Annotated in this window: 20 protein-coding genes; 10 read left to right on the top strand and 10 right to left on the bottom strand. The window is 71.8% G+C overall.

All coding sequences use genetic code 11. The annotated features are described in order from the left end of the window. The gene (locus P0Y48_08930) at window positions 1-1,149 is read right to left on the bottom strand and encodes an ABC transporter substrate-binding protein (protein ID WEK12598.1); all 1,149 of its coding nucleotides are present in this window, start codon (window positions 1,147-1,149) and stop codon (window positions 1-3) included. Window positions 1,150-1,310: 161 nt separating this feature from the next. After that, on the bottom strand, window positions 1,311-2,651 hold the full coding sequence (aspS, locus tag P0Y48_08925) for an aspartate--tRNA(Asn) ligase (protein ID WEK12597.1): 1,341 nt from the start codon (window positions 2,649-2,651) through the stop codon (window positions 1,311-1,313). Between the two features lie 97 nt (window positions 2,652-2,748). Here aspS and P0Y48_08920 point away from each other — a divergent pair, with 97 nt between their 5' ends. From P0Y48_08920 to ccsB, 6 genes are all read left to right on the top strand, one after another. After that, window positions 2,749-3,405: a DedA family protein gene (locus P0Y48_08920; protein ID WEK12596.1), complete on the top strand. Its 657-nt coding sequence runs from the start codon at window positions 2,749-2,751 to the stop codon at window positions 3,403-3,405. Window positions 3,406-3,480: 75 nt separating this feature from the next. Next, complete coding sequence (locus tag P0Y48_08915; protein ID WEK12595.1) at window positions 3,481-4,125, top strand: histidine phosphatase family protein; 645 nt, start codon at window positions 3,481-3,483, stop codon at window positions 4,123-4,125. Further along, entirely contained in the window at window positions 4,125-4,733 is a 609-nt protein-coding gene (locus P0Y48_08910; GenBank protein ID WEK12594.1) for a TlpA disulfide reductase family protein, read from the top strand. Before P0Y48_08915 ends, P0Y48_08910 begins: the two co-directional genes overlap by 1 nt. Beyond that, the gene (locus tag P0Y48_08905; protein ID WEK12593.1) at window positions 4,730-5,470 is read left to right on the top strand and encodes a cytochrome c biogenesis protein CcdA; all 741 of its coding nucleotides are present in this window, start codon (window positions 4,730-4,732) and stop codon (window positions 5,468-5,470) included. Before P0Y48_08910 ends, P0Y48_08905 begins: the two co-directional genes overlap by 4 nt. Beyond that, window positions 5,451-7,238, top strand: coding sequence for a cytochrome c biogenesis protein ResB (locus P0Y48_08900; GenBank protein WEK12592.1), 1,788 nt, complete (start codon window positions 5,451-5,453; stop codon window positions 7,236-7,238). The genes P0Y48_08905 and P0Y48_08900 overlap by 20 nt, the downstream gene beginning before the upstream one ends. A 4-nt stretch (window positions 7,239-7,242) precedes the next feature. Next, window positions 7,243-8,283: a c-type cytochrome biogenesis protein CcsB gene (gene ccsB, locus P0Y48_08895; GenBank protein WEK12591.1), complete on the top strand. Its 1,041-nt coding sequence runs from the start codon at window positions 7,243-7,245 to the stop codon at window positions 8,281-8,283. 191 nt (window positions 8,284-8,474) lie between these two features. Here the strand turns inward: ccsB and P0Y48_08890 are convergent, their stop codons facing one another. Both P0Y48_08890 and P0Y48_08885 read right to left on the bottom strand, forming a co-directional pair. Beyond that, complete coding sequence (locus P0Y48_08890; GenBank protein ID WEK12590.1) at window positions 8,475-10,706, bottom strand: YhgE/Pip domain-containing protein; 2,232 nt, start codon at window positions 10,704-10,706, stop codon at window positions 8,475-8,477. Then, the gene (locus P0Y48_08885; GenBank protein WEK12589.1) at window positions 10,706-13,588 is read right to left on the bottom strand and encodes an MMPL family transporter; all 2,883 of its coding nucleotides are present in this window, start codon (window positions 13,586-13,588) and stop codon (window positions 10,706-10,708) included. Before P0Y48_08885 ends, P0Y48_08890 begins: the two co-directional genes overlap by 1 nt. 143 nt (window positions 13,589-13,731) lie before the next feature. Here P0Y48_08885 and P0Y48_08880 point away from each other — a divergent pair, with 143 nt between their 5' ends. Next, window positions 13,732-14,364: a helix-turn-helix domain containing protein gene (locus P0Y48_08880; GenBank protein ID WEK12588.1), complete on the top strand. Its 633-nt coding sequence runs from the start codon at window positions 13,732-13,734 to the stop codon at window positions 14,362-14,364. Window positions 14,365-14,388: 24 nt separating this feature from the next. Here P0Y48_08880 and P0Y48_08875 read toward each other — a convergent pair whose 3' ends face one another. Then, window positions 14,389-15,414 carry an o-succinylbenzoate synthase gene (locus P0Y48_08875; GenBank protein ID WEK12587.1) on the bottom strand — a complete coding sequence of 342 codons (1,026 nt, stop codon included), beginning with the start codon at window positions 15,412-15,414 and terminating at the stop codon, window positions 14,389-14,391. 81 nt (window positions 15,415-15,495) lie between these two features. On the opposite strand from P0Y48_08875, the gene P0Y48_08870 reads away from it, so the two are divergent. The 3 genes from P0Y48_08870 to metH all read left to right on the top strand — a co-directional run bounded on the left by P0Y48_08870 (window position 15,496) and on the right by metH (window position 20,578). After that, window positions 15,496-15,846: a helix-turn-helix transcriptional regulator gene (locus tag P0Y48_08870; GenBank protein WEK12586.1), complete on the top strand. Its 351-nt coding sequence runs from the start codon at window positions 15,496-15,498 to the stop codon at window positions 15,844-15,846. A gap of 1 nt (window position 15,847) precedes the next feature. Next, entirely contained in the window at window positions 15,848-16,828 is a 981-nt protein-coding gene (locus tag P0Y48_08865; protein ID WEK12585.1) for a permease prefix domain 1-containing protein, read from the top strand. 75 nt (window positions 16,829-16,903) lie between these two features. Continuing rightward, on the top strand, window positions 16,904-20,578 hold the full coding sequence (gene metH, locus P0Y48_08860) for a methionine synthase (protein ID WEK12584.1): 3,675 nt from the start codon (window positions 16,904-16,906) through the stop codon (window positions 20,576-20,578). On the opposite strand, the gene P0Y48_08855 is transcribed toward metH, so the two are convergent. From P0Y48_08855 to P0Y48_08835, 5 genes are read right to left on the bottom strand one after another with little or no spacing between them, the layout of a single operon-like run. Then, window positions 20,575-21,018 (bottom strand): GNAT family N-acetyltransferase, encoded by a 444-nt coding sequence (locus P0Y48_08855; GenBank protein WEK12583.1) that lies wholly within the window; start codon window positions 21,016-21,018, stop codon window positions 20,575-20,577. The two genes, metH and P0Y48_08855, sit on opposite strands and share 4 nt — an antisense overlap. 15 nt (window positions 21,019-21,033) lie before the next feature. Then, the gene (locus tag P0Y48_08850; GenBank protein ID WEK12582.1) at window positions 21,034-21,435 is read right to left on the bottom strand and encodes a glucose-6-phosphate dehydrogenase; all 402 of its coding nucleotides are present in this window, start codon (window positions 21,433-21,435) and stop codon (window positions 21,034-21,036) included. A gap of 43 nt (window positions 21,436-21,478) precedes the next feature. Then, window positions 21,479-21,886 (bottom strand): VOC family protein, encoded by a 408-nt coding sequence (locus P0Y48_08845; GenBank protein ID WEK12581.1) that lies wholly within the window; start codon window positions 21,884-21,886, stop codon window positions 21,479-21,481. Beyond that, complete coding sequence (locus tag P0Y48_08840) at window positions 21,880-24,861, bottom strand: ECF transporter S component (GenBank protein ID WEK12580.1); 2,982 nt, start codon at window positions 24,859-24,861, stop codon at window positions 21,880-21,882. The genes P0Y48_08845 and P0Y48_08840 overlap by 7 nt, the downstream gene beginning before the upstream one ends. Beyond that, window positions 24,858-25,397: a hypothetical protein gene (locus P0Y48_08835; GenBank protein WEK12579.1), complete on the bottom strand. Its 540-nt coding sequence runs from the start codon at window positions 25,395-25,397 to the stop codon at window positions 24,858-24,860. Before P0Y48_08835 ends, P0Y48_08840 begins: the two co-directional genes overlap by 4 nt. Between the last annotated feature and the right edge of the window lie 3 nt (window positions 25,398-25,400).

Genomic DNA, 25,400 nt, shown 5'->3' with positions numbered 1-25,400 from the left:
TCACTGGACCGCCGCGGCCCACTTCTCACCGAGCAGCGTGCCGGCGGCCGTGCTCTGCGCTTCGGTGGGGACGACGGTCGTCTCCGGAGCGGCCGGGAGGGCCGCCGCGAGGTCGGCGTCGATCGTGCCGGCGGCGGTCATGGCATCCATGCGGGCCGGGCGGGCACCGCCCTTCAGCCAGAGGTTCTGCACCTCGTCGCTGTAGAGGAACTCCTGCCACAGGCGCGCGGCGGCCGGGTGGGGAGCGTCCTTATTGATGGCCTGGTTGTAGTACGCGGCGTAGCCGCTGCCGTCGAAGACGCGGACCTTCCAGTTCGGGTTGGTCGACGTGTGCGTGGCGTTGAGGTAGTCCCAGTCGAAGACGACGGGGGTCTCGCCGCTGCTGATCGTGCCGGTGGTGACGTCGACCTTCAGCAGGTTGCCCGCCTTCTGGAGCTCACTGAAGAAGTCGATGCCGGGCTGGAAGTCGTCGAGCGTCCCGCCGTTCTGCACGGTCGCCAGCCCGACGGCCGCGAAGGCGGCACCGGCCTGGGTCGGGTCGCCGTTGATGGCCACGGCACCCGCGTAGTCGGCCCCCAGGAGGTCGGAGAGTTCCGCGGGCTCGTCGTAGCGGCTCGAGTCGTAGCCGACCGACATGTACCCGCCGTAGTCGCCGACGAACAGTCCCGACGACTCCTTGAGCGCGTCGGGGATGTCGTCCCACGTGGCGACCTTGTAGGGCGCGAACACGTCGGTGTTCTGCAGGGCGACCGTGAGGCCGAGGTCGAAGACATCGGGCGCCGTATCGAGGCCCTCGTTGGTCTTCGCGGCCTGGATCTCCTCGGCGCTCGAGACGTCCGGGGACTGCTCGTTGATCGCGATCTCGGGGTAGCGGTCGGCGAACAGGTCGAGGATCTCGCCGTAGTTCGCCCAGTCGCGCGGCAACGCGATGACGTTGAGCGCGCCCTCGGCCTTGGCGGCGGCCTCGAGGTCGGCGAGGGTGCCGAAGTCGGCGAGGCTCGTGGCGGTCGCCGCGTCCGCGGATGCCGCGCCGTCGGTGCCTCCGGCGCCCGGGGTTCCCGCCTCGGCGGCACAGGCGGTGAAGGCGAGGGCCGCGGCCGTCGTCAGGGCGAGAGCGACGCCCAGGCGACGCGTACGGGTGTTGCGCATGTGATTCCTCTCGGGTGTCGCACGCACGCGCCGATCGACGCGCTCGTGCGGGGACGAGAGGAAACTACGGATGCCGGATGACGACTCGGCGGGATGCCGGTGAACCTGCGGTGACGCTCACGGGTCGTGGGCGTGACGCGACCCCTGGCATCCGGATTCTGCTACGGCGCGAGACGCGTGGGACCGCGGAAGAGGTAGGTGACTTCTCGGATGGAATCCTGCCCCAGCAACAGCATGAGCACGCGCGCCAGGCCCATGCCGAAGCCGCCGTGCGGCGGGGCGCCGTACCGGAAGAAGTCGAAGTAGAACGCGAGGTGCTCCGGGTCGAGACCCTTCTCGCGCGCCTGCACCTCGAGCACGTCGACGCGGTGCTCGCGCTGCGCGCCGGTCGTGATCTCGACGCCCTTGAACAGGAGGTCGTACGACTTCGTCAGCCCGGTCTCGGGGTCGCGCATGTGGTAGAACGCGCGGATCTCGGGGTGGTAGTCGGTGATGAAGACGAACTGGTGGCCGTAGGTCTCCTCGACGTGCGCGGAGATCTGACGCTCGCCCTCGGGGTCGAGGTCGCCGTCGGTGCGGGGGATCTCGTACCCGCGCGCCTTCACGATCTCGCGCGCCTCTGCCAGCGGGATGCGCGGGAAAGGCACCGCGGGCACGACGACGTCGATGTCGAAGAGCTCCTTGATCTCGTCGCCGTGCTTGTCCTTGACCGCCTGGATCGCGGTCTGGAGCAGCTCCTCCTGCATCGTGGCGACGTCTTCGTGGGAGTCGATCCAGCTGATCTCGGCGTCGACCGACGTGAACTCGGTCGCGTGGCGGCTCGTGAACGACGGGTCGGCGCGGTACACGTCGCCGATCTCGAAGATCTTGCCGAACCCGGCCGACTGGGCCATCTGCTTGAAGAATTGCGGCGACTGCGCGAGATACGCGGTCTTGTCCTCGAAGTAGGGCACCTCGAACAGTTCGGCGTTGGACTCGGATGCCGAGGCCATGAGCTTGGGCGAGTGGATCTCGATGTAGTCGCGGTCGATCCAGTAGCCGCGCATCGCGTGCTCGAGGGTGGTCTGCACGCGGAAGATCAGGTTGTTGCGACGCTGGCGCAGGTCGAGGAAGCGCCAGTCCATGCGCTTGTCGAGTCCGCTGTCGGCCGCGATCGGGGTCTCGGGGAGAGCCGCCGCGGCGATCTCCAGCCCACCGATCTTGATCTCGACCCCGCCGAGCTTGACGCGCTCGTCGTGCTTGAGGTCGCCCGTGACGGTGAGGAACGTGCCGGTGGTCAGCTCGGAGATGAGCGCCGTGAGCGCGAGGGCGCCGGCGTCCTGGCTCTCGGCCTCCGGGTCGGGACGCGTCGCGGGGTTCACGAGCTGCACCGCGCCGGTCTCGTCGCGCAGGATGACGAACTGCACCTTCTTCTGATCGCGGACGGTCTCCACCCATCCGGACACCGAGACGGCGCCGTCTTCACGGGAATGCAGCTGGCTGACGAGAACGCGTTCACTCACGATCGACCAGTCTACGGGCCGTCGGACCCGCCGCTTGCGGGGCGTCTGCTCGGCGTCCGCACAGGTTCCGGAAACCTCCGCCCCGTACCGTCGAAGGATGGCGGTGGCAGCGGACGGTTCCTGGCTCACGACGCTCGTCGACGCCGTCGTGTCCCTGATGGAGGTCATCGGCGCTCCGGGGGCCGGCATCGCGATCGCCGCCGAGAACCTCTTCCCGCCGCTGCCGAGCGAGGTCATCCTCCCGATGGCGGGGCTCGCGGCATCCCGTGGTTCGTTCGGTCTCGTCGAGGCGCTGCTGTGGACGACGGCGGGGTCTGTCGTCGGCGCCCTGCTCCTCTACGGACTCGGCGCATGGTTGGGGCTGCGCCGGCTGCGCGCCGTCGTCGCGCGACTTCCGCTGCTGCACGTCGAAGACGTCGATCGCACGGTGGCGTGGTTCGCGCGTCACGGCGGCAAGGCCGTGTTCTTCGGCCGCATGATCCCGATCTTCCGGAGCCTCATCTCGATCCCCGCGGGAGTCGTGCGGATGCCGTTGTGGCGCTTCGTGCTGTTGACCCTCGCCGGCTCGGCGGTGTGGAACTCGGTCTTCGTGCTCGCCGGATTCTTCCTGGGGGAGTCCTGGCACGTCGTGGAGACCTACGCCGACATCCTCCAGTACGTCGTGATCGTCGGCGCCGTGGCGGGGGTGACGTGGTTCGTGGTGACCCGCGTGCGGCAGTTGCGCGACCGGCGCCCCGACCTCGACGCCGCCTGAGTCCGCGCGGAGTCGTCGTCCCGGGCGCGTCGCCTCCCAGCCCGCCCACAGATCATGCCGCCGTAGACTGGGGTCGTGCCCGCCGAACGCCTCCACCTCGTGCGCCACGGCGAGGTCCACAACCCGCAGCGCGTGCTGTACGGGCGGCTCCCGAACTTCCGGTTGAGCGACGACGGCCGGCGCATGGCGCAGACCGCCGCGGAGCACGTGCGCGACCTCGGCCGGCCGATCGCATCGATCACCGCCTCGCCGTTGCAGCGTGCGCAGGAGTCGGCCGAACCTTTCGCCGACCTGTTCGGACTGCCGGTGGGTACCGACGAGCGCATCATCGAGCCGACGAACGTCTTCGAGGGCCGCCGGATGCGGCAGGCGCTCATGAACCCGATGAACTGGCACCATCTGCGCGCGCCCGCGATCCCGAGCTGGGGCGAGCCGTACCTCGACGTCGTCGCCCGCATGCTCGCCGCGATGCGCGACGCGGCGGAGGCCGCACCGCTGGTCGACGGCGTCGCGGGCGACGTCGTGCTCGTCTCGCACCAGCTGCCGATCTGGATCACGCACCTCGCGCTGGCCGAGGCGCCGCTGCGTCACGACCCGCGTCAGCGCCGCTGCGCGCTGTCGTCGGTCACGACCTTCGAGCGCGACGGCGACGGGTGGCGCGAGATCGCCTATGTCGCGCCGGCCGCCGCCGCTGGTGCCGTCGATGTGGGAGCCGTCTGATGAACTCCACCCCCCGCCGCCTGCTGGCATCCGTCGCCGCCCTCGTGCTGGCCGTCACGCTCGCCGCGTGCACGAACACCGCCACGGGCATCGCCGGCCAATACCAGCAGGGCACGAACAAGGGCTACGTGAGCGGCGACGGCAGCGTCCAGGAGATCCCCGCCGACGAGCGTGGCGAGGCTGTGACCTTCACGGGGACGGCCGTCGACGGCTCCACGGTCTCGAGCGCCGACTTCGCGGGCGACGTGCTCGTGCTCAACTTCTGGTACGCCGGGTGCGGGCCGTGCCGCGTGGAAGCACCGATCCTCGAGTCGGTCGCGGGTGCGACCAAGGATGCCGGTGCCCACTTCCTCGGGGTCAACATCTACGACGGGCCCGAGCAGGCGACGGCGTTCGAGAAGACGTACGGCGTGACCTACCCGTCGCTGCTGGCGCGCGAGGACGCCGACCTGAAGCTCGCGTTCGCCTCGTGGACCCCGCTCAGCGCCGTGCCCATCACCCTCGTCCTCGACGCGGAGGGCCGTGTCGCCGCGCGGTTCATCGGCGCGGTGCAGAGCGAGTCGATCCTCCGCACGGTCGTCGACGACGTGCTGGCGGAGAAGGCGTGAATCCCGGCGAGGTCGTCTTCGACGGCGCCCTGTGGATCGCGATCCCGATCGCGGCGCTCGCGGGGCTCGTCTCCTTCCTCTCGCCGTGCGTCCTCCCGCTCGTACCCGGCTACCTGGGCTTCCTCGGCGGGGCCACCAGCGCCCGGCCCGCCCGCGAGGGCCGCGGGCGCCTCCTTCTCGGCGTCGCGCTGTTCATCCTCGGCTTCACTCTCGTCTTCGTCGCGATGGGGGTGCTCGCCGGCACGCTCGGCCGCTTCTTCCTGCAGTACGGCGACCTCCTCACGCGCGTGCTCGGCGTGGTCGTCATCGTCATGGGGCTCGTGTTCGTCGGGGTCTTCGGCGTCGCCCAGCGCACGCTCAAGCCGCAGGTGCGCTCGGGGCTCGGCCTCGTGGGGGCGCCGCTGCTGGGCATCGCGATGGGCATCGGCTGGGCGCCCTGTATCGGACCCACCTACACCGCGATCCTCTCCATCTCGCTGACGCAGGCAGACCCCTGGCGGGCCGTCGTGCTCGCCGTGGCGTACTCGCTGGGCCTCGGCATCCCGTTCCTGCTCATCGCGCTCGGAGTCGGCTGGGCGGCGCGCTCGACCGCCTTCTTCCGCCGGCACATCCGTGTCGTCAACATCGTCGGAGGCGTGCTGCTGATCGTGCTGGGACTTCTCATGGTCACGGGTGTGTGGACCGCCGTCATGTCGTCGCTGACGGGGGTGATCGGCAGTGTCCAGCTCCCGCTCTGACGTCAGCGACCCCCTGCGGCCCGATGATCACGCCGACAACACGGATCACGCCGACTCCGCCGACCCCCGCGAGACGATCTCGCAGCCGCGGCTCGGACCCGTCGGGTGGCTGCGCTGGGGCTGGCGGCAGCTGACGAGCATGCGCACGGCGCTCGTGCTGCTCCTGCTCCTCGCCATCGCGGCAGTGCCCGGGTCGATCGTGCCGCAGCGCACCGCCGACCCGAACGGCGTCACCCAGTGGCGCACGGACAACCCCGACCTGTACCCGGTGCTCGACAAGCTGCAGCTCTTCGACGTGTACACGTCGGCATGGTTCTCGGCGATCTACATCCTGCTGTTCATCTCGCTCATCGGCTGTGTCATCCCGCGTACGCGGCACCACTGGAACGCCATGAAGGCGCGTCCGCCGCGCACGCCCGTGCGCCTGTCGAGGCTCGACGACCACGCCGAGGCGACGGTCGCGCTCCCGCCCGGCACGGACGCCGCGGAGGCCGAGGCGGCCGCGGCCGATGCCGTGCAGCTCGCCGAGGCGCAGTTGAAGGCCTCCGGCTACCGCGTGGAACGCTACGACGGGCGCGGCACGGCATCCGTCTCCGCGGAGCGCGGGTACCTCCGCGAGACCGGCAACCTCGTCTTCCACGGGGCGCTGGTCGGGGTGCTGCTGTCGGTCGGGATCGGCGGCGGACTCACCTACACGGGACAGACCGTCATCACCGAGGGCGACAGCTTCGTCAACTCCATCGGGCTCGGGTACACGTCGTTCAACCCCGGCCGTTTCGTCGACGTCGAGAACCTGCCGCCCTACGCACTGACCCTCGACCGCTTCGACGTCACCTACACGGCGCTGGGGGAGGCCGGCCAAGGGCAGGCGGGCGACTTCGCGGCGAACCTCACCGTCACCGAGCCGGGCCAGGCGCCCCGACCGGGCGTCGTGCGCGTCAACCACCCGCTGGAGCTCGCGGGCGACCGCATCTACCTCATGGGCAACGGCTACGCGCCGACCATCACGGTGCGCGACGCGGAGGGCGAGATCGTCTTCCGCGAGGACGTCGAGTTCCTCCCGCAGGATGCCAACATGACCTCCCTCGGGGTCGTGAAGGTGCCCGACGGACTGGCCGAGCAGATGGGGCTCGTCGGATTCTTCTATCCGAGCGCCGCCGACCTCCACAGCGGGGCGATGACGTCCGCGTTCGGCGACCTGGTCAACCCCGTGCTGACCCTCGACGTCTACGTCGGCGACCTCGGCATCGACGACGGCACGCCGCGCTCCGTCTACGCGCTCGACACGGGCGACATGGAGCAGCTCACGGGACGCGCGATCGACGTGGACTCCCTCGAACTCGCCCCCGGCGACACGGTCGACCTGCCGAACGGACTGGGCACCGTCACCTTCGAGGACGCCACCGCCGACGGTGCGCCGGAAGCGGTCAAGCGCTACGTGTCGCTCTCGGTGCACCGCGACGTCGGAGCGCCGTTCGTGCTGGTGTTCGCGATCCTCGCGCTCGCCGGCCTCCTCGCGGCGCTGTTCATCCCCCGTCGCCGCATGTGGGTGAAGGCGACGCCGGTCGAGGTCGACGGCATCCGCTCCCTGCACCTCGAATACGCGGGGCTCGCCCGCGGGGAGGACCCGGCGATCGCGGCTGCCGTCGCCGAACTGTCCCGCCGTCACGGCAGCGCCGTCGACGACCTCCTCGCGTCGTCGCCCGACGAGGCCGGTCCCTCCGCCGCTTCCCCCGCGGACTCGTCCGCCGACCCGAAAGTAGACTGACCGCATGCCCGACACCGGCCTGCAACTCGAAGACGTCTCGTTCCTCCTGGTCTGGACGGCCGTCGCCATCTACGCGCTCGCGTTCATCGCCTACGCGATCGATCTGGCGCGCCGTAGCGACCTCGCCGTCAAGGCGAAGGATGCCGTGTCCGAGCGGGTGCTCGTCGGTGCGGGCGGCGGCAGCTCGATCGATCGCGTGCGCGCCGAGGAGGCCGCCGCACTGGCCGACCTGGAGGCGCCGCTGGCGTCGCGCAAGCGGTACCTGTGGGCGCGGATCGGCACGTCGCTGACGGTGCTCGGCTTCCTCTTCCACCTCGGCGGCGACGTGCTCCGCGGGATCGCCGCCGGCCGCGTGCCGTGGGCGAACAACTACGAGTTCGCCCTCACCGGCACCCTCCTCATCGTCGCCGTGTACCTCGTCGTGCTGCTGCGCTACGACCTGCGCTTCCTCGGGTCGTTCATCACGGGCCTCATCGTCGTCTTCCTGGGCGGCGCGGCGCTCGCGTTCCACGTCGACGTGACGCCGCTGGCCGACCCCCTCAAGAGCGTGTGGCTCGTGATCCACGTGTTCGTGGCATCCCTCGCCACCGCCTTCCTCGCCCTCGCGTTCGCGCTGTCGGTGCTGCAGCTGCTGCAGGACCGCCGGGAGCGGCGCGCGGTCGTCGCGGCGCGCGAGAGCGACGCCGACGACGCCCCGGCCGGTCGGATGCGCTTCCTGCGCACGATTCCCAGTGCCGACGCGCTCGAATCGCTCGCCTACCGCTTCGCGATCGTGGGCTTCATCTTCTGGACCTTCACACTCATCGCGGGCGCCATCTGGGCCAACGATGCGTGGGGCCGCTACTGGGGCTTCGACACGAAGGAAGTCTGGACCTTCGTCATCTGGGTGCTGTACGCCGGCTACATCCACGCACGCGCGACGCGCGGCTGGCGCGGCACCCGCTCGGCGTGGCTCTCGATCGTCGGATTCTCCGCCGTGCTGTTCAACTTCGTGGTGGTCAACATGTTCTTCAAGGGCCTCCACGCCTACAGCGGCCTGAGCTGAGCCGCCCCGCGGCATCCCTCGCCCGCGTGCCTGCGCTCGCGCCCGCGTGCCCGACCCCGCGCAAAACTTCGGAGATGTGCCGAATCGCGGGGGCCTGAGTCAGGTTCGCTCCGTCATCGCGCACATCTCCGAAGTTCTGCACCGCCCCGGCACCACCCCTGCACCGCAATCCGCGCAGGGGCGGTCGCGGGTCAGGCGGGGGATGCCAGGAGCGCGCGGGCGCTCGTCGTGCGACGCCGGGCCACCGCGACCACGGTCGCGACGAAGGCGAGCGCGGCCCAGACGAGCAGTCCCACGACGCCGGCCGCTACTCCGCCGGCGGGAGTGAGCGCAGCCAGCAGGGCGTTGTAGGCGGGCGCGGTCGGCATGAGCCCGGCGACGGATGCCAGGACGCCCGGCACCGTGGAGACGACGCCTGTCGCGACCGCGAGCACTCCGATGAGCGCGGCGATCCAGCGACCGGCTCCGCCGAACACGGCCACGAGCGCCTGATTCACGGCGGCGAAGGCCACCCCCGCGACGACGGCGAGGACGGCGAATACCGACCAGTCGCCCCAGTCGTATCCGGCGGCAAGCTGCACGACGCCCGCGACGAGCAGGCCCTGGAGCGCGCCGATACCCGCGGCGGGAGCGAGGTTGCGTGCCGCCAGCAGCGCCGACGGTCGGCGCGAGCTGAGCGCGTGGCGCGGGACGGCCTGCAGCGCGATGAACGAGCCGAGTGATCCGAACCAGAGGGCGAGCACCGCCAGGAGCGGCACCGCCGACGCGCCGAACAGCGACGTGCCGATGCCCTCGGCGGCGACCGGGTTCGCCACGACCGTCGCCAGGTCGGTGGCCTGCTGGTCGGTGTAGGACGGGATGCCGTCGGTCGCCTGCCCCAGTCCGTCTGCGAGCTCGTCGGTGCCGTCGGCCAGCTTTCCGACGCCGTCGGCGAGGTCGTCGGCGCCGCTGGCCGCCGCGTCGGCGCCCGATGCGAGGTCGTCGGCTCCGGAGGCGGCGGTGGCGGCGCCGTCGGCGAACGCACCCGCCCCGGCGGAGAGCTGCGCCGCGCCGGAGGACAGCTGCTGCGCCCCGTCGGCGAGGTCGCCGGCGCCGGAGGCGAGCTCGCCCGCGCCCGACGCGAGGTCGCCCGCGCCGCTGGCGGTCGCGTCGATGCCGTCACCGATCTGCCCGAGGCCCGCGCCGAGCGTGCGCACGGACTCGGCGATCGTCGTGAGCTGCGCGGCGAGCTCCTCGGGCGCCTCCGCGGCGAACTGGCCGAGACCGCCGGACGTGTACCCGGCGAGGGTCTCGGTGCCCGCTGCGGCCTGCGCCGAACCGTCGGCGGCGGTCTGGAGCTCGGCGAGCTGGTCGCAGAAGGCGGGGTCGGCGCCCGCGTCGAGGCACTGGTCCGACAGGGCGTCGAGCCCCGATGCCACACCGCTGGCTGCCGTGGCCGCGGTCGCGGCGGTGGTGGCGGTCTGGTCGGCGAGGTCGGTGAGGTCCGTGGGGACGATGCCGTCCTCCCGCAGGTCGTCGGCGCCGCCGTCGACGCCGGCCGCGATCTGCTGCGCCCCGCTCTGCGCGTCGTAGGTGGCGGACGCCAGCGCTCCCAGGCCGTCACCCAACGCGTCCGCCCCTTCGCCGAGCGCGTCGATGCCGCCCGCCACCTGGCTCGTGCCGTCGGCGATGCCCGACGCGCCCGAGGCGATGCCCCCCGCGCCGTCGCCGAGCTCCGCGGCGCCGGACGACAGGTCGCGGATGCCGGACGCGAACTGTCCGGTGCCGTCGGCGAGCTTCGTGACGCCGTCGGCGAGCGAGACGGCGCCGTCGGCGGCGCTGCCCGCGCCGTCGGCGAGGTCGCCCGCGCCGTCGGCTGCTTCGCCCAGCTTGTCGCCGAGGGTGGTGAAGCCGAGGAACACGTTCTCGAGGTACGTCTCCGACAGCTGCTGGCCGAGCACGGAGGCGGCGGTCTGCGTGACCTGCGCCGTGATGGCGTCGTCGACGATGAGGCTGTCGGGCGCCGTCGCGACCTGGATCGTCGCCTGCTCGGGAGTGCCGCCGGGGGCCGTGGAGGTCGCCGCCGCCGAGAAGTTCTCGGGAATCGTGATGACGGCGTCGTACGTGCCGTCGGCGAGGCCGTCGCGGGCGTCGTCGGTGTTGGAGATCGTCCAGTCCAGGTTGCTCTCGAGCTCGTCGGAGCCCTCGACGAGGCCGGCGCTCAGCTGGCGTCCGAGCGGCACGTACTGATCGTCGATCGTGACGGGCTCGTCGTTGTTGACGATCGCGGCCCGCATGCTGTCGAGGCGGTCGACCGGGTTGTACAGCGCTGCGACGAGGATGCCGCCGATGAGCACGGGCAGCAGCAGCACGCCCACGATCGTCACCCACGTCACGGGGCGGGCGGAGCGGGCGCGCTCCAGGGGGGTGGTCGAGCTGGTCATCACTGCATCACCTGCGTGTCGGAAGAGAGATCGGAGGGGAGGTCGGAGGAGGGGGTGCGCCGGGAGTCGGTGCCGGCATCGTTCCCGGAGAGCGCGAGCGGCGTCACCGAGGGGCGGTGCGCATCGGCGAGGAGGTCGAGGGCGGGGCCGTCGCGTCTCACGGTCGCGACGACCGTGAGCGGCGAGCCGGCGTCGCCGCGGCGCTCGCGCAGGGCGGTGGCAGCATCGCGCAGCAGGGCGGCGGCCTGGTCGCGCTCGCCGCCGGTGAGGAGGTCGAGTCCGTCGATCACGACGAGGCGCGTGCCGCCGGCCAACGCGCGCCGGAGCTCCCGCAGCGGCTCGGTCGAACCGTCGAGCAGCGCGACGCCGACGTGAGCGCGGACCCAGGCCGCACGCCCCGGCAGGAGGTGGCCTGCGACCCGCAACCGGCCTTCGTTCGGCGCCACCCGTCCGGCGACCATGAGCGCGAACGTGCGACCGACCCGGGGATCGGGGTGCGACGCGACGAGCGTGCCGCCGTGGGGCAGGCGGAAGTCGGCATCCGCAAAGACCGTGACGTCCTCGTCGGCGGTGGCGCCGTCGGCGCGCACGCCCACGCCCTCGCCCACGAGCGGTGTCGTCGCGGCATCCTCCGGCCACTCGGCCAGCGCGAGCTCGCGTTCGACCGCTTCGCCCTCGATGTCGAAGTGGGGGAGCAGACGGTCGAGCCAGCGCGGCATCCACCACGCCTTCTCGCCGAGGAGCGCCATGACGGCGGGGACGAGCGTCATGCGCACGATGAACGCGTCGACCGCGATGCCCACGGCCAGGCCCAGCGCAATGGGTTTGATCGACGAATCCCCCTCGGGGACGAACGCCGCGAAGACCGCGAACATGATGACGGCCGCGGCGGTGACGACGCGCGCGGATGCCGTGAAGCCGCTGCGGACGGCGCCGATCGCCGTCGCGCGCTCGGCGCGTCCGTCGCGGGAGCGGTTGGCGTGCACGAAGTCCTCGCGCATCCGCGAGACGAGGAAGACCTCGTAGTCCATCGCGAGGCCGAACAGCACGCCCATGAGGATGATCGGCATGAAGCTGATGACGGGCCCGGTCCGCGTCACGTGCAGCAGATCGGCGAACCAGCCCCACTCGAAGACGGCGGCGACGACGCCGAACGCGGCGGCGACCGACAGGAGGTAGCCGGCGGCGGCCTTGATCGGCACCCAGATGGAGCGGAAGACGATCATGAGGAGGACGAGGGAGAGCCCGACGACGAAGAGGCCGAACGGCAGGAGGGCGGCGCCCAGGCGGTCGGAGATGTCGATGCCGACGGCCGTGAAGCCCGTGACCTTCAGGTCGACGCCGTACTCGTCGAGCAGACGGTCGTGCTGGGCCCGGAGGTCGCGGACGAGCTGTGCCGTGGCGGGGTCGTCCGGTGCGGTCTCGGGGACGATCTGGATGAGGCCCGTGTCGGCGGTCTCGTTGGGTGTCGCGAGGGCGACCTCGCGTACGCCGGGAACCTTCTCGACCTCGGCGGCGAGGTCTTCCATGAGCCCGAGGGGATCGGTCGACGTGACGATCGTCCCGGTCATGATGAGCGGCCCGTTCGAGCCGGGGCCGAAATGCTCCGCCGTCAGGTCGTAGGCCTGGCGGGCTTCGCTGGACTTGGGCTGGACGCCCGCGTTGGGGAGGGCGAGGTGGAGGCTCGCGGCGGGGATCGCGACGATGCCGAGACCGACGATGACGGCGAGGGTGGTGACGATCGGGCGCCGGGTGACGGCGGTGACCCAGCGCTCGGCGAAGCCGCGCCGCGGTCGCGCCGTGCGGCCCCGGCTGCGACGGGCCGCGCGGGGGGCGCGGCGAGACCACCCGCGGACGCGTTCCTTGGCGAACCCGAGCAGGGCCGGCGTGAGGGTGAGGGCGACGACGACGGCGATCGCGACGGCCCCCGCCGCGGCGATGCCCATCGTGGTGAGGAAGGGGATGTTCGCGAAGCCGAGTCCGATGAGGGCGATGAGCACCGTGACGCCCGCGAAGACCACCGCCGATCCCGCGGTTCCCGTCGCGCGGGCGGCGGACTCCTCCGGCTCGATCCCCGCCCGCACCTGGTCCTGGTGGCGGGCGACGATGAACAGCGCGTAGTCGATGCCGACGGCCAGTCCCAGCATGAGGGCCAGCATGGGCGTGGTGGAGGAGATCGACGCGAAGGCGCTCGACACGTAGATGAGGGCGATCGCCAGGCCGACGCCGATGAGGGCGCTCGCGAGCGGGAACCAGGCGACGGCGATCGAGCGGAAGGTGACGATGAGGACGAACAGGGCGATGAGCACGCCCACCGCCTCGATGAGGGAGAGCGCGGGAACGGACGTGGAGAAGAGGTCGCCGCCGATCGCGACCTGCGAGCCCGCGGGCATCGCCTCCCTGGTCTGTGCGGCCACGTCGGTGAGTGCCGCCTTCGTCTCGGCGGAGACGTCGGTGGCCTGGCCGTCGAACTGCAGGCGCACGATCGCGGCCTGCCCGTCGTCGGACACGAGGCCCGTGACCATCTCGTCGAAGGGGTCGGTGACGGCCAGCACCCCGTCGAGGCCCTCGAGGTCGTCGATCGCGTCGTCGATGATCCCCGAGACCGGCGCCTCGTCGACCCGATCACCCTCGGGGGCGACGATGACGAGCTGCGCGCTCGTGCCGCTGGCCTGGGGGAAGGTGCGGTCGAGAAGGGCGATGCCCTCCTGGGCTTCGGTGCCGGGGATGGAGAAGGAGTTGTCGGTGCCCTTGATGAACCCGGTCGCGAGCCCGGCTCCCACGGCACCGCCGACGACGCCCAGCACGAGGAGCCACGACACGAGCACACGCCACGGGTGGCGGTACGACCAGCGGCCGAGGGAGTACAGGAGAGTGGACACGAGCGCTCCGGTTCAGATCAGGGACGGATCCGTGAGGACAGTTCGATACAACGCTGTATCCGATACATAGATGTATCGTATGAGGGAGCTCACTCGCAAGGCTGAGGAGTTGGTGTGAACCCGGACACGGAGAGGAAGCCGCGATGACGGATCTCGAGTCGCGCCCGGCATCCCGCCGCCGCGAGCAGACGCGGGCTCGCCTGCTCGACGCGGCGCACGAGGTGTTCGCCGAGGTCGGGATGGATGCCGCGTCGGTCGAGGCCATCTGCGAGCGGGCGGGCTTCACCCGTGGAGCGTTCTACTCCAACTTCGAGTCGAAGGACGAGCTGTTCCTCGCGCTCATCCGGCAGCTCGCGGAGGCGAAGCTGGAGGAAGTGGCGCTGCGCGTGCGCGGGCTCGACCCCACGGACCTGCGCGATCCCGCGACCGTCGTCCGGAAGGTCGTCGGCGCGAGTCTCGGCGAGCGGATGGAGCCGCAGCTCGTGAGCGAGATCCGCACCCAGGCGCTGCGCGACCCGCGGCTTGCGGGCGCCTATCTCGCGTGGCGCGACGCGCTCCGGTCGCGGGTGGAGGACATCGTCGGCCACGTCGTGGAATCGTTCGGCCTGCGCCTGCGGCTCCCGCTGGAGGAGACGGCGCAGCTGCTCGTGGACGTCTCCGACGACACGTGCGCACGCGCGACGCTGGAGGGCCGTTCCCAGGCGGAGGTGAACGAGGTGCTCAACCAGCGCCTGGAGCGGCTGGTCGGAGCGCTCGTGGAGCCCCCGGCATCCTGATCAGGTCCGTGTAGCCCGCAGCGTTCAGCCCGCTGCGCCTGCCTCTGCGTCTGCGCCGGCGCCCGCGTCGGTGTCGAGGAGCCGGCGGCAGCGGCCCAGGCGCGCGAGCCACCAGTCGCGCCGCTCGGCGGAGGCCGCGTGCCGCTCGAGGAGGGCCGGTGACGCCGTGACGCGGCGGACGGGGATGGCGCCACCTTCGGGAAGCAGGGGCTCCTCGCTGACGTCGGCGGCGAGGAGTGCCGCGGTGCCCAGTCCGCAGTCGTAGTCGAGGTCGGTCGCGGCGGCCGCCAGCAGCGCCCCCATCGACAGGCCGATGCTCGTGTCGAGCGCGCTGGAGACGACCGCGGGAAGCCCCGTGGCGGCGACGATCTCGAGGGCGCGCCGGATGCCGCCGAGCGGCTGCGCCTTGATCACGAGCAGGTCGGCCGCGCCCGCGCGCGCGACGGCGAGCGGGTCCGAGGCCTTCCGCACACTCTCGTCGGCGGCGATCGGGATGTCCCAGTCGCCGATCCGCTGTCGCAGTTCGGCCAGTTCGGCGACGCTCGCGCAGGGCTGCTCGGCGTACTCGAGGTCGAAGGGCGAGAGGTCGTGGAGCGCGTGCTCGGCCTCGTCGACGTTCCAGGCGCCGTTGGCGTCGATCCGGATGCGTCCCTCCGGGCCGAGGGCGTCGCGGACGGCGCGCACGCGTGCGACGTCGTCGGCGAGCACCTGTCCGCGTTCGGCCACCTTCACCTTGGCGGTACGGCATCCGGGGAACCGGGCCAGGACGGCGCCGACCTCGCTGGCGGACACGGCGGGAACGGTCGCGTTGACGGGGATCGCGGTGCGCTGCGCGGATGGTTGCCGGTTCCAACCGAAGTCGATCGCGGCGGCGAGCCACACCGCGGCCTCCGCGTCGTCGTACTCGACGAAGGGGGAGAACTCGCTCCAGCCTTCAGGGCCCTCCAGGAGCAGTGCCTCTCTCGTGTCGAGGCCGCGGAAGCGGGTCGCGAGGGGAAGGCTGACGACGCGCGCCGTCGCGAGGAGGTCGTCGAGAGCGGGGAGGGTCATGGCATCCATCCTGGCCCGGGATGCCGCCAGGTGATGCCGTGTGATTGACGATACTGTGTGACGCACACTATAGTGTGATGCATGAACCCAGGAAGCGACGACGGCGCGGACGGACAGGCGATCCACCTGCAGGAGCTGCGTCGTGGCACGGTGGTGCTGGCCTGCCTGCGGTTGCTGACCGAGCCCGGGTACGGCTACGGCCTCCTCGAAGATCTGCAGTCCCGCGGCTTCGATACGGACGCCAACACGCTCTACCCGCTCCTGCGACGACTGGAGAAGCAGGGCCACCTCACGAGCGAGTGGAACACCGACGAGGCGAGGCCGCGCAAGTTCTACCGCACCTCCGCCGAGGGAACGCTCCTCGCGCGGGCTCTCACCGACGAACTCCGCGCGATCGCCGACGCGATCGACGCCCTCCCGGAAGGGGACTGACATGACCGATTCCCGCACCGAGGCGACGAGCCTCAGCGACCGCTACATCCAGGCGGTCGTCCGCACGATCCCCGAGGCCCAGCGCGACGACGTCGCAGCCGAGCTCGGCGCATCCATCGCCGATCAGCTCGACGCCCGCCTCGCCGCCGGCGAGGCGCCCGAGGCCGCCGAGCGCGAGGTGCTGACGGCCCTCGGCGACCCCGACGCACTGGCGGCGGGCCTCGCCGACCGCCCCCTGCAGCTCATCGGCCCGCGGTACTACCTCGAGTGGCTGCGGCTCCTGAAGCTGCTGCTGTGGATCGTGGTGCCGCTCGCGGCTTTCGGCGTCGCCCTCGGGCAGACCCTCGCCGGCGCGACGGTCGGGGGCATCGTCGGCACGACGCTCGGCACGGCCGTGTCGGTCGTCGTCCACGTGGCCTTCTGGACGACCCTCGTGTTCGCCCTTCTCGAGCGCTCCGACGACGCGCGTCGGACGACGGCGTCCGCCCGGCGTTCCTGGTCGCCCGACGACCTGCCTCACCCCCACGCGGCAGGCACAACGTTCGCCGACATGATCGTGAGCATCGCGTTCCTCGTCGTCGGTGCCGCCGCCGTCGTCTGGGATCAGGTCGTCGGTCTCGTCTACCTCGACGGGAGCTGGATGCCGTTCCTGTCGCCCGCACTCGCGCCCTGGTGGCTCGGGGGTCTGCTGCTGCTGATGGCGGTCGAGGTCGGCTTCCAGGTCGTCCTCCACGCACGACGCCGCTGGACGCCGGCGCTCGCGGCGGTCAACGTGGTGCTGAACCTCGCGTTCCTGCTTCCGGCGCTGTGGCTGCTGTCCCAGGGGATGCTGCTCAACCCCGAGTTCTGGCAGGCCGTGATCCGGGAGCCGGATGCCGACAAGGTCTACGGCATCCTGTTGGTCCTCACGGGATTCGGCATCGCCGCGATCGCGATCTGGGACAGCATCGACGGCTACCTCAAGGCCCGCCGCTCCCGCTGACATCCCGCTGAGATCCCGCTGACATCCGGCGTCTTCCCGCGCCGGGTGCGCGCGCCCGCGTGGGAGAATCGGCCGGTGACCTCGACCACCCCGCTTCGCCACCCGCTCGACATCGGAGCAGTGGACAGGCCCGCTCGGTCGCAGGCTCTCCTCGACGCGCTCGCCGCGCGCGTCGTCATCGCCGACGGGGCGATGGGAACGATGCTCCAGCGGTACGAGCCGACCCTCGACGACTACCGGCAGCTCGAGGGATGCAACGAGATCCTCAACGTGTCGCGCCCCGACCTCATCGCGCGCATCCACGACGACTACCTTGCCGTCGGGATCGACGCGATCGAGACGAACACCTTCGGGGCGAACTGGTCGAACCTCTCCGACTACGCGATCGACGACCGCATCCACGAGCTCGCCGAAGCGGGCGCCCGCATCGCACGGGAGCGGGTCGAGGCCGCGGAGGCCCGCGACGGACGGATGCGCTGGGTGCTCGGGTCGATGGGGCCGGGGACGAAGCTCCCCTCGCTCGGGCACACGACCTACGCGCACCTGAAGGAGACGTTCGCCCTCCAGGCCGAGGGGCTCATCGACGGGGGAGCCGACGCCTTCCTCATCGAGACCTCGCAGGACCTCCTGCAGACCAAGGCGGCCGTCAACGGCTGCAAGCAGGCGATCGTCGCCCGTGGCATCCGCCTGCCGATCTTCGTCGAGGTCACGGTGGAGACCACCGGAACGATGCTCATGGGCTCCGAGATCGGCGCGGCCCTCACCGCCCTGGAGCCGCTGGACGTCGATGCGATCGGGCTCAACTGCGCGACGGGTCCGGCCGAGATGAGCGAGCACCTGCGGCACCTGTCGAAGCACTCGCGCGTCACGATCGCGTGCATGCCGAACGCGGGCCTCCCGGTGCTCACGTCCGACGGCGCGCACTACCCGCTGACGCCCGCCGAGCTCGCCACGGCGCACGAGCAGTTCGTGCGGGAGTTCGGTATCGGACTCGTCGGGGGATGCTGCGGCACGACCCCCGAGCACCTCGCCGCCGTCGTCGAGCGCCTCGCGCCGCCGCACGAGACCGGTGCCTCCGACGAGCGCGCCCCGCGAGCCGACGCGCTTCGCACGGTCACGGTCGAGCCTGGCGTGGCATCCCTGTACCAGCACGTGCCGTTCCAGCAGGACGCGTCGTACCTCGCGATCGGCGAGCGCACCAACGCGAACGGGTCGAAGGCCTTCCGTGGGGCGATGCTCGAGGGGCGCTGGGACGACTGCGTCGAGATCGCCCGCAACCAGATCCGCGTCGGCGCGCACCTCCTCGACGTGTGCGTCGACTACGTGGGCCGCGACGGCGTCGCCGACGTCCGCGAGGTCGTGTCGCGCTTCGCGTCGGCATCCACCCTGCCGCTGGTCATCGACTCGACCGAGCCGGCCGTGATCGCGGCGGGACTGGAACTCATCGGCGGCCGTCCCGTCGTCAACTCCGTCAACTACGAGGACGGCGACGATTCCTCGTCGCGCTTCGGCCGGATCATGCCGCTCGTGAAGGAGCACGGCACCGCGGTCATCGCCCTCACGATCGACGAACAGGGTCAGGCGCGGACGGCGGACGACAAGCTCCGGATCGCCTCACGCCTCGTCGACGCGCTCGTGGGCGAGTGGGGCATGCGGGTCGAGGACATCATCGTGGACTGCCTCACGTTCCCCATCGCGACGGGACAGGAGGAGACGCGCCGCGACGCGATCGAGACGATCGAGGCCATCCGGCGCCTCGTCGCGAAGTACCCCGGCATCCACACGACGCTCGGCGTCTCCAACGTGTCGTTCGGCCTGAACCCGGCGGCTCGCTCCGTGCTCAACTCGGTGTTCCTCCACGAGGCGACGCAGGCGGGCCTGGACTCGGGGATCATCGACGCCGCCAAGATCGTTCCGCTCGCCTCGATTCCCGACGACCGCCGCCAGGTGGCACTCGACCTCGTGTGGGACCGCCGTCGGTACGACGAGGAGGGCAACCTCGTCTACGACCCCCTCGCGGTCATGCTCGACATGTTCGCCGGCGTCGACACCGCGGCGCTGCGCGACCAGCGGGCTGCCGAGCTCGCCGCCCTGCCCGTGGGCGAGCGGCTGCAGCGACGCATCATCGACGGCGAGCTGAAGGGACTGGAGGCCGACCTCGACCTCGCCCGCGCCGGCAGCCCCGACACCCCCGCGCTCACGCCGCTCCAGATCATCAACGACCACCTCCTGGAGGGGATGAAGGTCGTCGGGGAGCGTTTCGGCTCGGGCCAGATGCAGCTCCCGTTCGTGCTGCAGTCCGCCGAGGTCATGAAGACGGCCGTCGCCCTGCTCGAACCCCACATGGAGAAGACGTCCGCGTCGGGGAAGGGGCGGATCGTGCTGGCGACGGTGCGCGGCGATGTGCACGACATCGGGAAGAACCTCGTCGACATCATCCTCACCAACAACGGGTACGACGTGGTCAATCTCGGCATCAAGCAGCCGATCGCCGACATCATCGCGGCGGCCGAAGAGCATGACGCCGACGTCATCGGCATGTCGGGCCTCCTCGTGAAGTCGACGGTCGTCATGAAGGAGAACCTCGAGGAACTCCAGTCCCGGGGCCTCGCGGGGCGCTGGCCTGTGCTGCTGGGCGGCGCGGCGCTCACCCGCGCGTACGTCGAGGACGACCTCGCGGGCCTCTTCGACGGCGAGGTGCGCTACGCGAAGGACGCGTTCGAGGGCCTCGCCCTCATGGAGCCGCTCGTGCGCGTGGCGCGGGGGGAGTCCCCGGATGCCGTCGGCCTCCCGCCGCTCAAGAAGCGCATCCATCGCGAAGGCTCGCTCCTCACTCTCACCGAGCCGGAGGCCATGCCGGCGCGGTCGGATGTGGCATCCGACAACGCCGTGCCCGCGCCGCCGTTCTGGGGGACGCGGATCGTGCGGGGTGTCGCCCTCGCCGACTACGCCGCGTTCCTCGACGAGCGCGCGACCTTCATGGGGCAGTGGGGGCTCAAGCCGGGCCGCGGCGACGACGGACTGTCCTACGAGCAGCTCGTGGAGACCGAGGGGCGCCCGCGGTTGCGGTACTGGCTCGACCGGATCCTCGGCGAGGGGATGCTCGACGCCTCGGTCGCCTACGGCTACTTCCCCGTGGTCTCGGAGGGCGACGACCTCGTCGTGCTCCACCACGGCGACGATCCGCGCGGGCTCGTCGGACCGGCCGGGCTCCTCGCGCCCGACGGAGGTTCGGGCGGTCCCGTCGGTACCGACCGGCTGCGGTTCTCGTTCCCGCGCCAGCGCCGCGATCGGCACCTGTGCCTGGCCGACTTCGTGCGTGCGCGCGACACCGGCGTCGTCGACGTGCTGCCGGTGCAGCTGGTCACGGCGGGTGCCCGCATCGACCAGGTCACCGCGAAGCTGTTCGCGGAGGACCGGTACCGGGACTACTACGAGCTCAACGGCCTCGTGATGCAGTTGACCGAGGCGCTCGCCGAGTTCTGGCACGCCCGCATCCGCGCCGAGCTGGGCTTCGCCGCGGAGGACCCGGCCGACACGGCGGGACTGTTCAAGCTCGACTACCGCGGCGCGCGGTTCTCCCTCGGCTACCCGGCGTGCCCCGACATGGAGGACCGCCGGAAGTTCGTCGAGCTGCTGCGTCCCGAGCGGATGGGCGTCGAGCTCAGCGAGGAGCTGCAGCTGCACCCCGAGCAGTCGACCGACGCGTTCGTCTTCCACCACCCCGAGGCGAAGTACTTCTCCGTCTAGCCTTGCGGCGTCGACGCGATGCGCGCCATCCAGGCGAGGTCGCCTGACAGCTCGTCGAAACCCCAGGGCCGGTAGACCTCCTGCGCGTCGGCCGTCGCGAGGAGGGTGCGACGGATGCCGAGGGCGTCCAACTCCGCGACGATCCCCGCCACGAGCCGGCTGCCGAGGCCGCGACCGCGCACGCTCGGCGCGACGTACACGTCGCAGAGCCACGCGAACAGGACGCCGTCGGTCACGACGCGGCCGTAGGCGACCTGCACTCCGTCTTCGTCGTAGATGCCGAAGTTGTGTGACGCGTCGATCGCGGCATCCTGCACCTCTCGCGTGCGTCCGCGCGCCCAATACGCATCGTCGCTCAGCCAGCCGTGCACCCGGTCACGGTCGATGCGTGCCGGGTCGGAGGAGAACTCGTAGCCGCTAGCGGCGGGGGCGGATGCCATACATCGAGCGTACGGTCAGCTCACGCGCTGGCCGCACATGCCGCAGACACCCGTCGCGGGCACTTCGACGAAACAGTCGGGACAGAACACCGCCGGCCGCTCGGGGATCGTCGGGGCGGCGACGCGCGTCGACGACGACGAGCTCGGCGCGCGGCGCGGGCGGGGGGCTTTGGCCGGAGCGGGCTCGGGCCGGGGCGCGACGACAGGGCGGTGCTCGAGGCAGTAGAACCGGACGAACCCCGCCGGGTTGTTGGGATGCCGGTGCTTCACGACCCACAGGTCTTCGCGCTCGTGCAGTTCCGAGCCGGGCCCGCAGGTGGCGCAGCGGGTGGGCTCGCCGGGAACGGCATCCTCGGCGCGCAGCGGTGTGTCGAACGGGAGCGCGTCGCGCCAGTCGGAGGAGGTCCTGATCTTCATGACGACTCCAGCTTCCCACGCCGCGGCGACGGACGGGGCCGCCTCAGTCGCGGCGTGACGCGGAGTGGTCGGGACGGTGGGCGGCCCAGCCCGTCCAGTCGCCCGCGTCGATGACGCAGAACCGCACGCCCTCGGGGTCTTCCATGATGATGTAGTCCGCGTCGTCGGGCCGTTTGTCCCACGGCACCACCCGCGCACCGAGGTCGATGAGCCGCTCGACCTCGGCGGCCTGGTCGTCGGCGTACAGGTCGAGGTGGACCCGTGGCGGGACGACCCGCGGCGCGGGCACGGCGTCGAGTGAGACGGAGGGACCGGTGCCGCTTCGAGGCCGCAGCAGTGCGAAGTCGGGTGCGGCGGGTTCCCGCACGGCGTAGTCGAGGGCCCGCGTCCAAAACGCGACCTGGGCGTCGAGGTCGTCCACGCGGATGACGATCGATCCGACGATCAGCATGAGGCCTCCGCCGGCAACGGTACCCGGCTCGCGCGCGTCGGTGAAGCGGGGGTGGCGACGGGCTTCGCGCGCCGCAATGACGCGAGCACGGCGCGCCCCACGAGCGCGATGCCGACGACCGTCGTCACGGCGCGCAGCGTGTCCCACGTGGCCGTCGACGTCACGAGCGTGTAGACGAGGAAGTTGCCCAGATTCTCGCCGAGCGGGCCGCCGGGCACGTACGAGATGCTCGTGTCGCCGCCGACGGCGAACGGCCAGAACCACAGGTTCATGACGAGGCCGAACAGATACGACGCCAGGATGCCGTAGACGCACAGCACGACGATCTCCGCCGCCCCGCGCAGGCGCCGAGGCAGCAGTCCCGCCCCCGCGGCCACCCAGCCGCACGCGAACATCTGGAACGGGAGCCACGGGCCGACCCCGCCCCACAGGAGCGCCGACAGCGCGATCGAGGCGGCGCCCAGCAGCAGCCCGAATCGCGGGCCCAGGGCGCGACCGGCGAGGATCAGGAGGACGAAGAGCGCCTCGACGCCGCCGACGCCCGTGCTCGCGATCCGCACCGCGGCCCCGATCGCGGCGAGCACGGCCAGGAGAGCCAGCGTGTGCGCCGAGCGCACCGAGGCGTCGAGTGCGGCGAGCACCACGACGATGGCCAACGGCGCCAGCGACAGGGCGATGACGGGAACGGCATCCTGGGCTTGCGCCGGTACGGCCGCCGCCGCGAGCGGCCACGCGAAGGCGGCGATCGCGGCCACCTGACCGACCGTGAGAGCCACCGTGCGCCACGACACACGTCGGTGGGACGCAGCTCCGGAGGCCGTCGGGGCGTCAGGGGTCGAGCGCGTGGCGGCGAGCGGTGCGGGGGCGCGCGTGGCGGCGAGCGGTGCGGGGGCGCGCGTGGCGCTGGCGGGGGACGGGGCGCGTGTGGCGAAGGGCGCGGCAGCGGACGGGGCCGGGATGCGTGTGGTGGTCTGCGTGTCGGCGGTCAGCAGCCCGTTGTGCATATGAAGGATGCGATCGGCCAGCGCAGCGGCGAACGCGGCATCGTGGGTCGCGACGAGCACCGCGGTGCCCGCGTCGGCCTGCGCCTCCAGCGCGCGCCGCACGAGGTCGCGGGCATGCGGGTCGAGGCCTCTCGTGGGCTCGTCGACCAGCAGCACCGCCGGACGGTCGGCCGTCTGCAGCGCGATCGCGAGGCAGCGCCGCTCACCCGCCGACAGATCGCGCGGATGCCGTCCGCCCCACGCGTCGAGTGCCGCCCACTCGGTCGCCTGACCGGTCGTGTGCTCGGTGGTGGCCTGGCCGGGTGACCGTTCGGCCCGCTCGAGGAGGCGGGCGAAGCGCGCGAGGGTCGTTCCGGGCGCGGCGGAGGCCCGCCGGTCCGCCCGCCGGCACTCGGCCGCGACCGTGTCTCGCACGAAGAGATCGTCCGAGGCGTCGGGGACGAGCGACACGCGGCGCCCGGGCGCGGGGGCGCCGCCGGTGCCGGTGGCGAGGGCCACGAGCAGACTGGACTTGCCCGCGCCGTTGGATCCCGTGAGCGCAACGCGCTCGCCGGCACGCAGGGCGATCGCGGCGGCGTCGACCGCGACCCGCTCGCCGTGGCGCACGGTGACGGCATCCGCCCGGAGCGCGACGGCGGGCGTCGGTGTGCCGGCTGCTCCGTCAGCGTTCCGGAGAGCCACGGGTCGCCGCTCGCCCGCGGTCGCCGTCTCGACACCCGCACTCTCGACGGCCCTCGCACTCTCGACGACACCGGCGCTCTCGACCACACCGGCACTCTCGAAGACACCGGCACCTTCCGCGGCCAGGAGACGGTCGGCGACGTCCGCCAGGGCGTCGATCCGGTGCTCGGCGACGACGACGCACATGCCCGCATCGTGCGCGAGAGCTCCCAGGAGCGCGACGATGCGTGCCCTCGTCGCGTGATCGAGGTCGGCGAGCGGCTCGTCCACGAGGAGCAGGATCGGATGCTCCACGATCGCCGCCGCGATGGCCACGAGGGTCGCCTCCCCTGCGGAGAGGTCGCGCACGCGACGGTCGAGGAGGTCGGTGATGCCGACCCGCTCGGCGACCTCGCGCACCCGCGCCGCGCGCAGAACGGGCGCCACGCCCCGCAGCTCGAGGCTGAGGCCGATCTCCTCGTCGACGCGGGCGGCGGCGAACGACTCCCTCGGCTGCTGGAGCACGACGCCGACCGTGCGCGAGGTGTCGCGCGGCGGAGTCGCCCGTCGATCGAGCCCCACCACATCGATCGTCCCGCTCGTCCAGCCGCCGTCGACGTGCGTGTGCAGTCCGCTGAGGGTGCGCAGCAGCGTCGACTTCCCGGCGCCCGTCGCCCCCGCGAGGGCGACGAGTTCGCCGGGGGACAGGGTGAGCTCGGGCATCGTGAGGACGGTGCGGTCGGCGAAGCCGGCGGCGGCATCCCGCACGACCACGGGGTGCGCGCACTCGCCGTCGAGCCCGCGCCCCGCGTAACCGCGCAGTTCGAGGGCGGCGGCGAGGGCCGTCGCTCGCTCGATGGTCCGCTCCAGTACGGGCGACAGCACGCGCAGCCCTCCTCGGTCGCCGCGCAACCGCTGCGCGAAGCGCACCGCGCGCACACCGTCGACCAGGGCCGGCAGCGTCGCCCACGCGACGGCGAGGGCGCGCGCGAGCCCGTGGAAAGGGCCGGATCGTGCCCCGCGGGCGAGCAGTCGCGGCAGGTCGACGAGAGCGTTGAGCAGCCCGAACGCGAGGATCACCGCCGCGATCGGCACGGCCGACAGGGCGGCCGATGCGAGGCCGCCGGTAGTCACGGGCCCGAGCAGCTCGACATGGGCGAGCGGGGGCGGCATCCGGTATGCGGGGAGATCCAGCAGGAGGATGCCGTCGCCGTCGACCCCGTGGAAGAGCACGCGGTAGACGACCCGGACGACGATGAAGCCGACGGCGAGCGCCGCGGCCGCACGCAGCGGTCCGGGTCGGAGAGTCACGACGTGGGTGCGGCCGGGGCGCCGTCGAGGGTGAAGAGGAGGCCGATGCTCTCGCCGGGCTGGGCGGTGAGCGTCTCGGCGCCTTCCTGCGCGTAGCCCCAGTCGCCGTCGGCAGGCTTCACCCAGAGCGCCCAGTAGCCGAACGAGGGGGACGACGTCTCGCACGTCTCGACGTAGTCCGGGTCTTCGGTCGACCCGAGGGGCGCATCGTCGGACGGGAGCCCGTTGACGCGGCAGATGAAGTCGGGGAACTCGGTGCTGCCCTGCAGGGTGACGCCGGCATCCTCGAGCAGGTCGGTGACCGCGAGGGGACCGTCGGTGCTGCGGCACCATTCCTGCGTCGATCCGCCTTCGAGGGCCGACGAGTCCACCGACAACGTGACCCCGGTGTCGTCGGCGCAGGCGCCTTCGGCGACGACGGATGCCGTGGTGGGCGAGGGCGTCGTGTCGGGGCTGTCGGTAGCGGTGCAGGCGGCGAGGGATGCCACGAGGGCGGCGGCCGAGGCGAGGGCGAAGAGGCGGGTCTTTACGGTCACCGA

Source organism: Candidatus Microbacterium phytovorans, assembly GCA_029202445.1.
GTDB lineage: Bacteria > Actinomycetota > Actinomycetes > Actinomycetales > Microbacteriaceae > Microbacterium > Microbacterium phytovorans.
This window is presented reverse-complemented; position numbering and strand designations above follow the sequence as displayed.